Source organism: Lichenibacterium ramalinae, from assembly GCF_004137085.1.
GTDB classification, from domain to species: Bacteria; Pseudomonadota; Alphaproteobacteria; order Rhizobiales; family Beijerinckiaceae; genus Lichenihabitans; species Lichenihabitans ramalinae.
On record NZ_QYBC01000014.1, the window covers coordinates 96527 to 110064 of the forward strand.

Sequence of the window (13538 nt, forward strand, 5' to 3'; positions counted from 1 at the left end):
GGGGCGGCCCGCATCGGGGGCCGCCTCACGCGCGGTGGTAGGGGTGCCGGGTCAGGATCGTGACGGCGCGGTAGATCTGCTCGGCCAGGACGACGCGCACCAGTTGGTGCGGCATGGTGGCGGCGCCGAAGCTCACCACGTCGCGGGCGGCGGCCCGGAAGCCCTCGTCGAAGCCGTCCGGCCCGCCGATCACGAAGGCGAGGGCCGGTGTGCCGGCGTCGGCCAGCGCGCCGATCCGGGCCGCGAAATCCTGGCTGGGCAGCGAACGGCCCCGTTCGTCGAGCGCCACCACCACGGTGCCGGCCGGCAGGCGGGCCGAGAGGGCGGCGGCTTCCTCGCGCTTGCGCTCCTCGGCGGAGCGGCCACGGCCCTCCTCGACCTCGACGAGGTCCAGGCCGGCGATGCCGAGCGGACGGGCCGACGCCCGGGCCCGCGTGACGTAGCGATCCAGGAGGTCGCGCTCGGGGCCGGCTTTCATGCGGCCGACACCCGCCAACAGGAGCCTCACGGGCCGGTATCAGTCGGCGTGGTGCTCGTCCGGCCGCATGCCGCCCCACATCTTCTCGAGATTGTAGAACTGGCGCACTTCGGGGCGGAAGATGTGGATGATGGCATCGCCCGCATCGACCAGCACCCAGTCGCAGTTGCTCAGCCCCTCGACACGCGTCGACGTGCCGTTGGTCTTGCATTGCCGGATGAGGCGGTCCGCGATGGCGCTGACATGGGTCGTCGAGCGGCCGCTGGCCACCACCATCGTGTCGGCCAACGACGTCTTGCCCCTGAGATCGATCGCGACGACATCCTCGGCTTTGGCATCGTCGAGACTGTCGAGTATCGTCCGGACCAGAGGGTCGGCCGCGGCGATGTCGCCTTGGGCCGTGGGGAGCGGCTGCGCCGCTGTCGCGAAAACTGTCGAGTTCAGTGGATCCGTCCCGTTTGAACCGAGGAAGCACGGCTGTGCCCCTCGAAGATGCGGTAATGTCCAGCCCGTTTCAATCCGCAGACCGCATCCCGTGACGATTCTTTCCTCCGAAACGGCTGCCGCGGCCCGCCCGCACGGGACGCCCGCATGGTGAGATGGGCGCTGCGGCTCGCCTTCCTGCTCGGGGCGGTCGCCGCCGGAGCCCTGGCGTTGCAGACCGTCATCCACCCGGTCTCGACGCTGATGGCGGGGCGCTGGCTCACCGGCCAGCCGGTCGACCGGCGGTGGGTGCCCCTCGCGGCCGTGTCGCCCAAGCTCGTCGCCTCGGTCATCCTGTCGGAAGACGGCCAGTTCTGCCACGAGCACGGCATCGACGTCTCGGCCCTGCGCGAGGTGATCGCCGACGGCGACGGCGCCCCGGCGCGCGGGGCCTCGACCATCACCATGCAGGTGGCCAAGAACCTGTTCCTGTGGCCGGGCCGCTCCTACCTGCGCAAGGCGCTCGAGATCCCCCTGGCCGTCCTGCTCGACGCGCTGTGGGGCAAGCGACGCGTGCTCGAAGCCTACCTCAACGTCGCCGAATGGGGGGAGGGGATCTACGGCATCGAGGCCGCCGCGCAGGACCATTTCCACGTCGGCGCCTCAGCCCTCACGGGCCGCCAGGCCGCGCTGCTCGCCACGGCCCTGCCGAACCCCATCCTGCGCAGCGTCACCCAGCCGTCGCGCCACCACCGGCAGCTCGCCCGGCGCATCCTCGACATGCAGGGCATCGCCGGCCCGCACGTGGCCTGCGTCGAGTGAGGCCGGTCAGACCCAGCCCATGAGCTCGCGGCGGACGATCGACTCGATGACGCGGATGCCGCCCGGGCTGTCGTTGAGGCAGTCGATGCGGGCGAACTTCTCGCCGCCGCCGTGGTGGAAATATTCCGCGTTCTCGCCGCCGATCTCCTCGATGGTCTCGAGGCAATCGGCCGAGAACCCCGGCGTCACCACGGCGAGGCGCTTCACCCCGCGCGCCGCCAGAGCCTTGATGGTCTCGTCCGTGTAGGGCTGCAGCCATTCGGCGCCGCCGAACCGCGACTGGAAGGTGAGCATGAAACGGTCGGCGTCGAGGCCGAGCGCTTCGCGCAGCAGCCGGGCCGTCTTGGCGCACTGGCAATGGTAGGGGTCGCCCTTGAGCAGGTATTCCTTCGGCACGCCGTGGAAGGAGGCGATGACGACCTCGGGCTCGAAGTCCAGCCCCGCCAGCCCGTCGCGGATGGAATCGGCCACGGCCGCGATGTAGTCGGGGTCGTCGGCGTAAGGGGGGGCGACGCGCAGGGCCGGCTGCCAGCGCATGGCCATCAGCGCCTCGAAGGCCTTGTCGCAGGCCGTGGCGCTGGTGGCGGCGGCGTATTGCGGGTAGAGCGGCACCAGCAGGATGCGGTCGCAGCCCTCGCCCTGCAGGCGTTCGAGGGCGGACTTGACCGACGGGTTGCCGTAGCGCATGCCCCAGTCGACCCGGACGCCGGCGCCGTCGGGGCCGAGGAGGCCGTCGGCGATCGAGGCCTGGAGCTTCTCGGCCTGCGAGCGCGTGATGGTCTTCAGCGGGCTCTCGTTGCGCTCGTGGTTCCAGATCGTGTCGTAGTCCTTGCCCTTGCGGCCCGGCCGCACCGTGAGGATGATGCCGTTGAGGATCACCCACCACAGCGCTCGGTTCACCTCGATGACCCTGCGGTCCCAAAGGAACTCCTTGAGGTAGCGCCGCATCGACCAATAGTCGGTGGCGTCGGGCGTGCCGAGGTTGGTCAGCAGGACGCCGATGCGCCGCGGCTTGACGGCCGGGTGGCCGGGCGGCAGCGGGCCCACAGCGGCGTTCAGCTGCGCGGCGGGATCGATTCGAGACTGGACGTTCATCGGACCTCTGAATCTCCGGCGGGCCAGAGCGCGTGGAAATGGTGGACGGGCCCGTGCCCGTGCCCCACGTCGAGGCTCGCGCTGTCGAGGATGGCAGCCGACAGATAGGACTTTGCCGCCCCCACCGCATCGGCCAGGGCCAGGCCTTTCGCCAGATAGCAGGCGATGGCGGAGGACAACGTGCAGCCGGTGCCGTGCGTGTTGCGCGTGGCGATGCGGGCGCCCGTGAAGAACTGGATGCCGTCGCGGTCGGACAGGAGGTCGACGGCCTCGCCGCCCGAAAGGTGGCCCCCCTTCACCAGGACGGCCCGGGCGCCCCGCGCCTGCAGCGCCGCCGCCGCGCTCCGCATGGCGTCCTCGTCCTCCGGCACCGGCACGTCCCCGAGCCGCGCCGCCTCGGGCAGGTTCGGCGTCAGCACGGTGGCGAGGGGCAGAAGCTCCGCCAGGGCGTCCACGACGTCGGGCGCGCCCAGGCTGTCGCCGCTCGTCGCCACGAGGACGGGGTCGAGCACCACCGGGAGGCCGGGATGGTCGGCGAGGCAGCGCGCCACCACCCGCACCATGGCGCCGGTGGCCAGCATGCCGATCTTCACGGCATCGACGCGCACGTCGGCGAAGATCGCGTCGAGCTGGGCCGCCAGGAACTCCGGCGGCGGCACGTGGACGGCGACGACGCCGCGCGTGTTCTGCGCCGTCAACGCCGTCAGCGCCGCCATGCCGTAGCAGCCCAGGGCCGAGAACGTCTTGAGGTCGGCCTGGATGCCGGCCCCGCCGCTCGGGTCCGAGCCCGCGATGGAGAGGAGGTTGGGGATCATGGGTTCGCTCGCTTCGTTGCGTCGAGCCCTTAGAACACTCCGCCGCCGGAGGGAAACGCGATCCCGCCCAGAGGCGGCGGAGGCGCATCGGCAGTCGCCGATGGTCCCGGCCCCTTTGCCGTTTCGCTGGACGCGTCGGCGTCGCGCCGCACCGCCGCGTCGGGTACAACGTGGCCCCGGGAGGGGCCGACGGCCGCGCGCCGCCGCGTCGCTCCGAGCCCGTCGCGAGGAGGCCCTCCATGTTGCACGCCCGCTTTCAGTCCTTCGACGAGAAGGCCGACCCTTCGCAGGGCGGCGCCCGGGTCGCGGCGTTGCGGGCCGAACTCGCGCGGCGCGGCCTCGACGGCTTCGTGGTGCCGCGCGCCGACGAACACCAGAACGAATACGTGCCGCCGGCGGCCGAGCGCCTGGCCTGGCTGACGGGCTTCACCGGCTCGGCCGGGATCGCCGTCGTCCTCACCGACGCGGCGGCGGTCTTCGTCGACGGCCGCTACACGGTGCAGATCCGCGAACAGGTCGACCTCGCCGTCTTCGTGCCGGAGCCCTGGCTCGACCACCCGCCCGAGGCCTGGCTCGGCGAGCGCCTGGTGCCCGGGCAGGCCATCGGCTTCGATCCCTGGCTGCACACGCCCCCCCAGGTGGAGCGCCTGTCGCGCGCCGTGGAGGCGGCCGGCGCCCGCCTGGTGCCGGTCGACAGCAACCCGGTCGACGCGGTCTGGACCGACCGGCCGGCCGCGCCGTGCGGTGCCGTGTCGCTCCACCCCGAGCATCTCGCGGGCCAGGACCGCGCCGCCAAGGTGGCGGCGGTCCGCGACAGGCTCGCCGAGGGCGAAACGCTGCTGGTGAGCGACCCCCACGCCGTGGCCTGGCTGTTCAACATCCGCGGCGCCGACGTCGGCCACACGCCGCTGCCGCTCGCCTACGCGCTGGTGCCGAGGAGCGGCCGGCCGATCCTCTACGTCGACGGCGCCAAGCTGTCGAACAGCGTGCGGGACGCGCTCGAAGCCGTGACCGAGGTGGCGCCTCCGGCCGGCCTGCTCGCCGCCATGGACCGGCTCGGCCGGGAGGGGCGGGCGCTGCGCTTCGACGCCGCCACCGTGCCGCACCGTCTCGTGCGGGCGCTCGAGGCGGCCGGCGGCACCGCGACGGTCGGGACGGATCCGATCGCCCTCATGAAGGCGTCGAAGAGCGAGGCCGAGCGGCAGGGCTCGCGCGAGGCGCACCGGCGCGACGCCGCCGCCTTCGCGCGCTTCCTGCACTGGTTCGCCGGCGAGGCGCCGAAGGGCGGCCTCACCGAGATCTCCTGCGTCGAGGCGCTCGAACATTTCCGGCGCGAGACCGGGGCGCTGAAGGACCTGTCCTTCCCGACCATCGCGGGCTTCGGCCCCCATGCCGCCATCCCGCATTACCGCGTCACCACGGGCTCCGACCTCCCGGTCGGGCCCGGCGTGTTCCTCATCGACAGCGGCGGGCAATACGAGGACGGCACCACCGACATCACCCGCACGCTCTGCGTCGGGCCCCCCGAACCGGCCTTCGTCGACGGCTTCACCCGCGTGCTGAAGGGCCACATCGCCATCGCCCGCGCGGTCTTCCCGCCGGGCACGACGGGCGCCCAGCTCGACCCCTTCGCGCGCCAGCACCTGTGGCGCGCCGGCCTCGACTTCGACCACGGCACCGGGCACGGCGTGGGTTCGTACCTGTCGGTGCACGAGGGGCCGCAGCGCATCGCCAAGACCGGCACGACGCCGCTGGCCGAAGGCATGATCCTGTCGAACGAGCCCGGCCTCTACCGCGCCGGCGCCTGGGGCATCCGCATCGAGAACCTGATCCTTGTCGAGGCGCGCGACATCCCCGGCGGCGAGCGCCCCATGCTGGGCTTCGAAACCCTGACCTTCGCGCCGATCCAGCGCGACCTCATCGACGTCGCCATGCTGGACGCCGAGGAGCGGGCCTGGATCGACGCCTACCACGCCGAGGTGCGGGACATCGTGGCGCCGCTGCTCGCCCCTGACGTGCGCGCCTGGCTCGAGGGCGCGACCCGGCCCCTGTGACGGGGCGCTCGCCCCGGCCGGGCCACGCGCCCCCGCCGCTCAATAGCCGAGCGCGATGCCGTCCTTGCGGTGGTCCGAACCGCCGAACAGGGCGCCGCGCTCCCAGTCGATCAGCACCGACTGGCAGCCGCCGATCGGCGTGGTCTGGGGCTCGATGACGTGGCCGCGGCGGCGCAGGTCGTCGAGCAGGGCCGGCTTTACGGTGGTCTCGACCTGCAGCGCGCCGCCGAAGGCGAAGGTGCGGGGCGTGTCGCTGGCGTCCTGCGGGTCGAGCCCGCGGCCGAGCACGTTGCTGAGGAAATCGACGTGGCCGGTCGCCTGGTAGTGTCCGCCCATCACGCCGAAGGGCATCAGGGCCCGGCCGTCGCGGCACACCATGCCGGGGATGATGGTGTGCATGGGGCGCTTGCCGGGCGCGATGCTGTTGGCGTGGCCGGGCGCGAAGCGGAACGAGAGGCCGCGGTTGTGCAGCAGCACGCCGCTGTCCGGGACGTAGAGGCCCGAGCCGAAGCTGTTGAAGATGGAGTTGATGAAGGACACGCAGTTGCGGTCCCGGTCGACGACCGACAGGCACACCGTGTCGCGGTGCGGCACCTCGTCGGAGAAGACGGGCGGCCCCGCCCGCTCGCGGTCGATCCGCGGCAGGATCGCCTCCACCCAGGCGTCCGACAGCAGCTCCGCCACCGGCACCGCCACCTGGCGCGGGTCGGCGAGGTAGGTGTCGCGGGCCAGGTAGGCCGCCTTGGTGATCTCGGCCAGGAGGTGGATGCGCTCGGCCTCGGGCGCACCCGACAGGTCGAGCCGCTCGGCGAGGCGCAGCATCATCAGCGCGATGAGGCCCTGGCCGTTGGGCGGGCATTCGTAGACGTCGTGGCCGCGGAACCGCGTCGCGATCGGCTCCACCACCTCGGCCCGCTGCGCGTCGAAGTCCTCCGCCGTATGCAGGCCGCCGAGCCCGCGCAGCTTGGCGACGATGCCGTCGGCGACGGCGCCGTCGTAGAAGCCCTTCCGGCCCTCGGCGGCGACCCGGCGCAGCGTGGCGGCGAGCGCCGGCAGGCGGAACAGGTCGCCCTCACGCGGCGGGCTGCCGCCGGGCAGGAAGGCGGCGCGCGCGTCCGGGTCGGGCTCGAGCCGGTCCCGGAAGGTCGCCCAGTCGTAGGCGACGCGCGGCGTCACGCGGAAGCCCTCCTCGGCCATGCGGATGGCGGGCTGCAGCAGCTCGGCCAGCGGCTTGCGCCCATGGCCGGCGTTGAGCCGGCACCAGGCGTCGACGCAGCCCGGCACCGTGACGGCATGGGGCGAGGTCGGGGCCGGGGCCGTGAGGTCGCGCTCGGCGAACCAGTCCGCCGTGGCGGCGGCCGGGGCACGGCCCGACCCGTTGAGCGCCACCGGGGTGCCGCCCTGCGGCGCGTAGAGGGCGAAGCAGTCGCCGCCGAGGCCCGTCATGGCGGGCTCGACCACGCATTGCACCGCCACGGCCGCGATGGCGGCGTCCATGGCGTTGCCGCCGGCCTTGAGGGTCTCGATCGCCGTCAGCGTGGCGAGCGGGTGCGAGGTCGCCGCCATGCCGCTGGAGCCCATGGCGAGCGAACGGTCGACGGGGTTGAAGGCGCGCATGGACGGGACTTTCCGGGTTCGGGAGGGTCCTCGCGACATTAGCTTCGGCGGAGGCCCTGTCCAGACGATCGCATGCAATCCCGACCGGTGCCGGCGGGCCAGACGGTGGCGGCGCGACCTGGATTGTGGTGAATCTCTGGAGATTTCATGTCCGCTCGCCGCCGCGGTCTTGACCCGGCCACCACGCGTGATGGAAACCGACCGGTAACGACCGACGACGAGAGTGTCTCATGGTGGCGGCCAGCAGCGTCCCGCGCGGACCCGACCCGGTTTCCTCGAGCCGCAGGGTCCCGGCACCGGCCACGCAGCGCACGGCCCTGGCCTGGATGGGGACGGGGCTGTTCGTGCTGTGCCTCGCCGTGCGGACGCCGGACTTGTTCCGCCATCCGAGGTTCTGGGCCGAGGAGGGAGCGCTCTATTTCCGGGCGATGCGCGACCTGCCGCTGCTCGGCGCCCTGGGTTTCGTCGCCAACGGGAACTATCAGTTCCTCACCAACCTCTTCGTCGAACTGTCGATCCTGTCGCCGCCGCGGCAGGCGGCCGTGGCGACGACCTATCTTCCGTTGCTCGTCGCGGCCTACGGCGCCTTCCTCATGGCCCGGGTCCTGGTGTCGAGCGGTTGCTCGGCCGTGTCGGTGGCGGTGGCCTGCCTGCTCTTCGCCGCGCAGACCGCCGGCTACGAGGTGTTCCTGAGTGCCACCAACGTCCAATGGGTGTGTTCGGCCGTCGCCCTGCTGCTGGCGCTGCAGGATGACGTCGGCGCGACCAGCGCCCCGGCCTGGCGCCGCTACGCCGCGCTCGCCGCCTGCGGTCTGACCGGCACGCCGTCCTGCATCCTCCTGCCGCTGTTCCTGGCGCTCGCCTGGCTGAGGCCGACCCGGTACCGGTTCACCCTGGCGGCCGTCCTGGCGGCGGCCGCCGCCCTGCAATGCGGCGTGATCCTGGCCCATGCCGGGCAGGTCCACCGCCAGTTCCAGCTGACGCCGCAGACGCTGGCGGCCTTCGTGCTGCACACCGTGCTCGCCGGCTTCCTGCCGGTCGACGGCGTCGAGAGCATGACGGCGGTCCTGCGCGCCCACGGCCCGCATTGGGGCGGCTCGGCGGCGCAGCTGACGCTCGTCGGTCTTGCGGGGCTCGGCATCCTCACGGTCCTGGCGCGCGATCGCCTCGGAGCCGTCCTGGCCGTGGCGCTCGCCGCCACGGCTGTGCAAGTCGGCCTGGTGAACGCCTTCGGACAGCTCGGCAAGGCCGACGACCTGCTCGGGGGCTGGGCCGGCGCCCGGTACTTCTTCTGCCCCTCCACCTGTCTCATCGTCATGCTGGCCGCCGGATCGAGCGCCGACGTGCGGTCGCTCCGCGTCGTCGCCGGCCTGCTGGTCTTCATGGCGCTCGGCGATGCGGCCCTGTCCCGGATCGACGCCGGCTGGTCGGGCCTGTTCATGACGGGGCCTTCGGTGAGCGGCGGCGTCGACCGCTGCCGGGTCGCCGGGCCCTGCCGGGTCCCGGTGGGGCCGAACGGATCCGGCATGGCCGTCGACCTCATCGTCACGGGCCGGGACCTGCCGGCTTCCGCCACACCATCGCAATGATCCGCCGATCGGGAGAAACCATGCCGGAGCCGTCATCTGCCGTCCTGGCGCAACGCCGCGCCGCCTTCCGGGAGCTTCATCGCTCCGGTTGCTTCGTGCTCCCCAACCCGTGGGACGGCGGCACCGCCGTGCGGCTGGCCAGGGCGGGGTTCAAGGCCCTGGCATCGACCAGCGCCGGCGCCGCCTGGGCGTTGGGACGCGAGGACGGCGACCTTCCGGTCGACGTCGTGCTCGACCACCTTCGGTTCCTGTGCGGCGTCACGGACCTGCCGGTGAATGCGGACTTCGAGGCCGGGTTCGCCGACACGCCCGAGGGGGTGGCCGACAACGTCGCGCGTTGCATCGAGACGGGGGTGAGCGGCCTTTCGATCGAGGACCAGCAGGGCGGGCGCCTGTTCGGCCGCGACGAGGCGGTGGCGCGCCTCCGGGCGGCGCGGCGCGCGATCGACGCGTCCGGGGCCGACGTCGTGCTGGTCGGGCGCTGCGAGGCCTATCTCGTCGACCCGCTCGACCTCGACGCGGTCGCCGGGCGGCTGCGGGCCTATGCCGAGGCCGGTGCCGACTGCCTCTACGCGCCCGGCATCAAGCGGCTCGACGCCATCGCCCACCTGGTGCGGTCGGTCGACCGGCCCCTCAACGCCAACCTCACCGGCACGGGCCTGTCGGTGGCGGACCTCGCCGGGGTCGGCGTGCGCCGCGTCAGCGTCGGGGCGGCGCTGGCGAGCGCCACCTATGCGAGTTTCGACGGCTTCGTCGACCGGCTCGTCGCCGAGGGCCGCCTGCCCTGACGGCGGCCGCTCACGCCCCGGCCTCGCGCTCCAGCAGCGCCCGCTTGCGGGCGATGCCCCAGCGATAGCCGGACAGCCCACCGTCGGTCCTGACCACGCGGTGGCACGGGATCGCCACAGCCAGGGCATTGGCGGCGCAGGCGCCCGCCACGGCGCGCACCGCGCGCGGGGCGCCGAGCCGAGCCGCCACCTCGGCGTAGCTCAGCGTTTCGCCGGCCGGGATGGCGCGCAGCACCCGCCAGACGCGCTCCTGGAAGGCCGTGCCCCGGATGTCGAGCGGCAGGTCGAAGCCGGCCCGCGGCGCCTCGACGAGGCCGACGACGCGCGCCACCGTCGCCTCGAAGCCGGCGTCGCCGCCCACGAGATCGGCGGCGGGGAAGCGGTCCTGCAGGTCCCGCAACAGGGCCCCGGGGTCGTCGCCGAGCGTGATGGCGGCGACGCCGCGGGTCGTGGCCGCCACCAACACGGCCCCGAGCGAGCATTGGCCGAGGGCGAACCGGATCGTCTCGCCGGCGCCGCCCCGCCGCCGCGCCGACGGTGTCATGCCGAGCCGCGCCGGCGATTCGGCGTAGAAGCGCCCGCTCGACTCGAAGCCGCCCGCGTAGATGGCCTCCGTCACGGTTTCGCTGCCGGCCAGGGCGTCGGCGGCGCGCGCGGCCCGGCGCGCGGCCGCATAGGCCCGGGGCGTGACGCCCAGGGCGGCCTTGAACACCCGGTGGAAATGGAAGCGGCTGAGGCCGGCGTCCCGCGCCAGGGCGGCGAGGTCGGGCTCGAGCTCGGCCGCCTCGATCAGCCGGCAGGCCCGGTCGACGAGGGCGGCCTGGCGGTCCGCCGCGCTTTCCCCCTCGGGGCGGCAGCGCAGGCAGGGCCGGAAGCCGGCCGCGCGCGCCGCGGCGGCATCGGGGTGGAAGCCGACGTTCTCGCGCCGCGCCGGGCGCGACGGGCACGAGGGGCGGCAGAAGACCCCGGTGGTGCGGACCGCGTAGACGAACCGCCCGTCGGCGGCGGCGTCGCGTGCCGTCACGGCGGCCCAGCGGGTGGCGTCCTCGTCGTGGTGCACGGCCCTCTGGTGCATGGCGCTGGCTTCCATGGCGGCATCTCCCCCGTTTCCCGCCTCGGGATCTAGGCCCCGGCGCGGGCCGCCGCACTCCGGGTCTTGCGGTCCAATCCATCGTGGGCCGGCCGGCCGCGACAGCTTCACTTTCGGCGCCGACCTGTTACAGCACCGGGTGTTCGGCCGAGACCCTCATCCGTCCCGAGGCCCGCGCCGTCGAACCCGTCCGCCGCGGAGGCCGCGATGATCCGATTGTCCAACGGCCACGTCCTCGACCACGTCGTGTCGAGCGGCTCCCTCGCCTTCGACGGCCGCGGCTGGCCCTGGCAGCGCGCCATGGTGGCCTCCGGCCTTATCCGCCCCGACCTCTTCACCGTGGTGCTGAAGACCCTGACGCGGGCGCCGCGCGAGGGCAACCTCAAGCTTTACCGGCCCTGGACCTGCGTGCGGCTCGTGCCGGGCGGCTCGGTCAACAAGGTGGGCCTCACCAACCCGGGCTTCGACTGGTGGCTCCGCGACATCGGGCCGAAGCTCGACTGGGAGCGCGTCAGGACCGCCGTGTCGATCTTCGGCGACGACGACGAGCTCGCCGCCATGGCGTCGGCGCTGAACCGCTTCCCGCTGGCGGCGCTCGAGGTGAACCCGTCCTGTCCCAACACCGGCCACGCGCTCGGCAATGCCGGCCAGGTGGTGCAGGGCGTGGAAGCGGTGAAGCGCGTCTCGCGCCACCCCGTGATCGTGAAGGTCTCGACCAGCCAGGACTACCTCGGCATCGCGCGTGGGCTCAAGGGTCTCGCCGAGGCCGTTTCGCTCAACAGCGTGCCCTGGGAACAGATCTATCCGGAGGGGCGCAGCCCCCTGTGGCGGCTGGAGAAACGGGTCGGCGGCGGCGGCGGCGGCGTGTCGGGCCGGCCCGCCCAGGCGCTGAACTGGAAGGCCGTGCAGGAGATCGCCGCCGAGGGCGCGCTGCCGGTGATCGCCCCGAGCGTGATGGGCTTCGACGACCTCGACCGCGTGCGGGCGCTCGGGGCCCGCGCGGTTTCCTACGGCGCCATCCACTTCCGCGCGCCCTGGCTGCCGACCCGCATCGTCAAGCGCGACCTCGCCCGCCGTGCCGGCGAGGCCCACACCTCGCGGGTGGCGGCATGAGCTTCCGCGCACGCCTCGAAGCGCGCTGGGACGCCGGCCTCTTCGCCTGCATCGGGCTCGATCCCGTCTGGGACCGGCTGCCGGTCGCCGTCACGGCACCGGCGGGATCGCACCCGTCGCGCGAGGCCCGGGCGGCGGCGATCGCGCGGTTCTGCTGCGCCATCGTCGACGCCACCGCCCACGTCGCCTGCGCGTTCAAGCCCAACGCCGCCTTCTTCGAGGCCGAGGGCGCGCCGGGCTTCGCCGCGCTCGAGACCGTGATGCGCCACATCCGGACCGTGGCGCCCGACGTGCCGGTCGTCTACGACGCCAAGCGCGGCGACATCGGCTCGACCAACCAGGGCTACGCCGACCACGCCTTCGAGCAGCTCGGCGCCGACGCCGTCACGGTCCATCCCTATCTCGGCGAGGAAGCGTTGCGGCCCTTCCTCGGCCGCCGCGACAAGGGCACGATCGTGCTGGTCCGCACGTCGAACCCCGGCGGCGGCGAGTTCCAGGACCTGACCGTCGCGGGCGAGCCGCTCTATCGCGTCGTGGCGCGGCGCGTCGCCCAGCACTGGAACCGCAACGGCAACTGCGCCGTCGTGGTGGGGGCGACGTTCCACGACGAGATGGCGGCGGTGCGGGCCATCGTGGGTGACATGCCGATCCTCATCCCGGGCATCGGCGCCCAGGGCGGCGACCTCCGCCGCACCGTCGCGGCCGGGCGCGACGCGCGGGGACGTGGCATGATCGTCAGCGCGTCCCGCTCCATCCTCTACGCTTCGGAGGGCGACGATTTCGCCGTGGCGGCCCGCGCCGAAGCCGAGCGCCTGACCGCCGAGATCCAGGACTGCAACCGATGACCGACGCCGCCGACCCCGCCTTCGACCCGCTCGACCTCATGCGCGACGCCGGCGCCTTCTACGAGGCGCCGCGCGACGAGGCGGGCCGTCGCACCGGGCCGCTGGTGGGCTATGCCGGCAAGGACGGGGACGGCCGGCAGTATGTCGGCGACATCTACGTCAATTTCGCCCGGGCCGAGCGCCGGCCGGCGCTGCTGCAGGTCTTCGCCCGCCGGCTCGTCGCCCTGGCCCGGGCGCGCGGGCTCGACCTCGACGGCGCCGCGGGCTTCATCGGGGCGCCCGAGGGCGGCAAGGCCTTCGCCTACCAGCTCGGCCTCGAGGCCGGGAAGGGCTATATCTATCCCGAGAAGAGGACCACGGCGGCCGCCTCGGCGACGGCGCGCGAGGCCTCCGAGATGGTGTTCTCGCGCCACGAGCCGGAGGCGGGCGAAAGCTGGTTCATCGTCGAGGACGTGTGCAACAACTTCTCGACCACGGCCAAGCTCGTCGACCTCATCGAGGGCCACGGCGCCCGCGTCGCCGGCATCCTGTGCTTCCTCAACCGCTCCGAGACGGTGGGCGACAGCTACGCGCCGCGCCCCGGCCTGGTGCTGCCGGTGGTGGCGGTCGTGCACAAGCCCTTCGGGCAGTACGCCCAGGGCGATGCGGCCGTGGCCGAGGACGTGGCGCGGCTCAACGTCGTCTGGTCGCCCAAGAAGGATTGGCCGCGCCTCGCGGCCGCCATGGGGGCGGCGCGCAGGGGGGCGTGACGGCCCTCGCGGTCCCGCCCTTTCGCCCCGCCGGCAGTGTCCTTTTGCCCGCCGCCGTGG

Annotated in this window: 13 protein-coding genes; 7 read left to right on the forward strand and 6 right to left on the reverse strand. The window is 73.3% G+C overall.

Annotated elements, in window-relative coordinates:
- Positions 1-25 precede the first annotated feature (25 nt).
- Both rlmH and rsfS read right to left on the reverse strand, forming a co-directional pair.
- Positions 26-508, reverse strand: coding sequence for a 23S rRNA (pseudouridine(1915)-N(3))-methyltransferase RlmH (rlmH, locus tag D3272_RS16935; protein ID WP_129220390.1), 483 nt, complete (start codon positions 506-508; stop codon positions 26-28).
- A gap of 9 nt (positions 509-517) precedes the next feature.
- The gene (rsfS, locus tag D3272_RS28435; protein WP_428978002.1) at positions 518-1150 is read right to left on the reverse strand and encodes a ribosome silencing factor; all 633 of its coding nucleotides are present in this window, start codon (positions 1148-1150) and stop codon (positions 518-520) included.
- Between rsfS and mtgA the strand changes: the two genes are divergently transcribed.
- A complete protein-coding gene (gene mtgA, locus D3272_RS16945; protein WP_129220391.1) occupies positions 1070-1723 on the forward strand; it encodes a monofunctional biosynthetic peptidoglycan transglycosylase in 654 nt (217 codons plus the stop codon). The two genes, rsfS and mtgA, sit on opposite strands and share 81 nt — an antisense overlap.
- Before the next feature lie 6 nt (positions 1724-1729).
- Here mtgA and hemH read toward each other — a convergent pair whose 3' ends face one another.
- Entirely contained in the window at positions 1730-2818 is a 1089-nt protein-coding gene (hemH, locus tag D3272_RS16950) for a ferrochelatase (RefSeq protein WP_129220392.1), read from the reverse strand.
- Entirely contained in the window at positions 2815-3633 is an 819-nt protein-coding gene (gene thiD, locus D3272_RS16955) for a bifunctional hydroxymethylpyrimidine kinase/phosphomethylpyrimidine kinase (RefSeq protein WP_129220393.1), read from the reverse strand. The genes hemH and thiD overlap by 4 nt, the downstream gene beginning before the upstream one ends.
- A gap of 239 nt (positions 3634-3872) precedes the next feature.
- Here thiD and D3272_RS16960 point away from each other — a divergent pair, with 239 nt between their 5' ends.
- A complete protein-coding gene (locus tag D3272_RS16960; RefSeq protein WP_129220394.1) occupies positions 3873-5687 on the forward strand; it encodes an aminopeptidase P family protein in 1815 nt (604 codons plus the stop codon).
- A 39-nt stretch (positions 5688-5726) separates the two neighbouring features.
- Here the strand turns inward: D3272_RS16960 and D3272_RS16965 are convergent, their stop codons facing one another.
- On the reverse strand, positions 5727-7304 hold the full coding sequence (locus D3272_RS16965; protein WP_129220395.1) for a gamma-glutamyltransferase family protein: 1578 nt from the start codon (positions 7302-7304) through the stop codon (positions 5727-5729).
- A 230-nt stretch (positions 7305-7534) separates the two neighbouring features.
- Here D3272_RS16965 and D3272_RS16970 point away from each other — a divergent pair, with 230 nt between their 5' ends.
- Both D3272_RS16970 and D3272_RS16975 read left to right on the forward strand, forming a co-directional pair.
- Positions 7535-8893 (forward strand): hypothetical protein, encoded by a 1359-nt coding sequence (locus tag D3272_RS16970; protein WP_129220396.1) that lies wholly within the window; start codon positions 7535-7537, stop codon positions 8891-8893.
- 20 nt (positions 8894-8913) lie between these two features.
- Positions 8914-9681: an isocitrate lyase/PEP mutase family protein gene (locus tag D3272_RS16975; RefSeq protein ID WP_129220397.1), complete on the forward strand. Its 768-nt coding sequence runs from the start codon at positions 8914-8916 to the stop codon at positions 9679-9681.
- A 10-nt stretch (positions 9682-9691) separates the two neighbouring features.
- Here the strand turns inward: D3272_RS16975 and ada are convergent, their stop codons facing one another.
- Positions 9692-10771: a bifunctional DNA-binding transcriptional regulator/O6-methylguanine-DNA methyltransferase Ada gene (ada, locus tag D3272_RS16980; RefSeq protein ID WP_129220398.1), complete on the reverse strand. Its 1080-nt coding sequence runs from the start codon at positions 10769-10771 to the stop codon at positions 9692-9694.
- Positions 10772-10978: 207 nt separating this feature from the next.
- On the opposite strand from ada, the gene D3272_RS16985 reads away from it, so the two are divergent.
- From D3272_RS16985 to D3272_RS16995, 3 genes are read left to right on the forward strand one after another with little or no spacing between them, the layout of a single operon-like run.
- Positions 10979-11884, forward strand: a complete 906-nt coding sequence (locus D3272_RS16985) for a beta/alpha barrel domain-containing protein (protein ID WP_129220399.1) — start codon at positions 10979-10981, stop codon at positions 11882-11884.
- Positions 11881-12729: an orotidine-5'-phosphate decarboxylase gene (gene pyrF, locus D3272_RS16990; protein WP_129220400.1), complete on the forward strand. Its 849-nt coding sequence runs from the start codon at positions 11881-11883 to the stop codon at positions 12727-12729. Before D3272_RS16985 ends, pyrF begins: the two co-directional genes overlap by 4 nt.
- The gene (locus D3272_RS16995) at positions 12726-13478 is read left to right on the forward strand and encodes a hypothetical protein (protein WP_129220401.1); all 753 of its coding nucleotides are present in this window, start codon (positions 12726-12728) and stop codon (positions 13476-13478) included. Before pyrF ends, D3272_RS16995 begins: the two co-directional genes overlap by 4 nt.
- Positions 13479-13538: the final 60 nt, after the last annotated feature.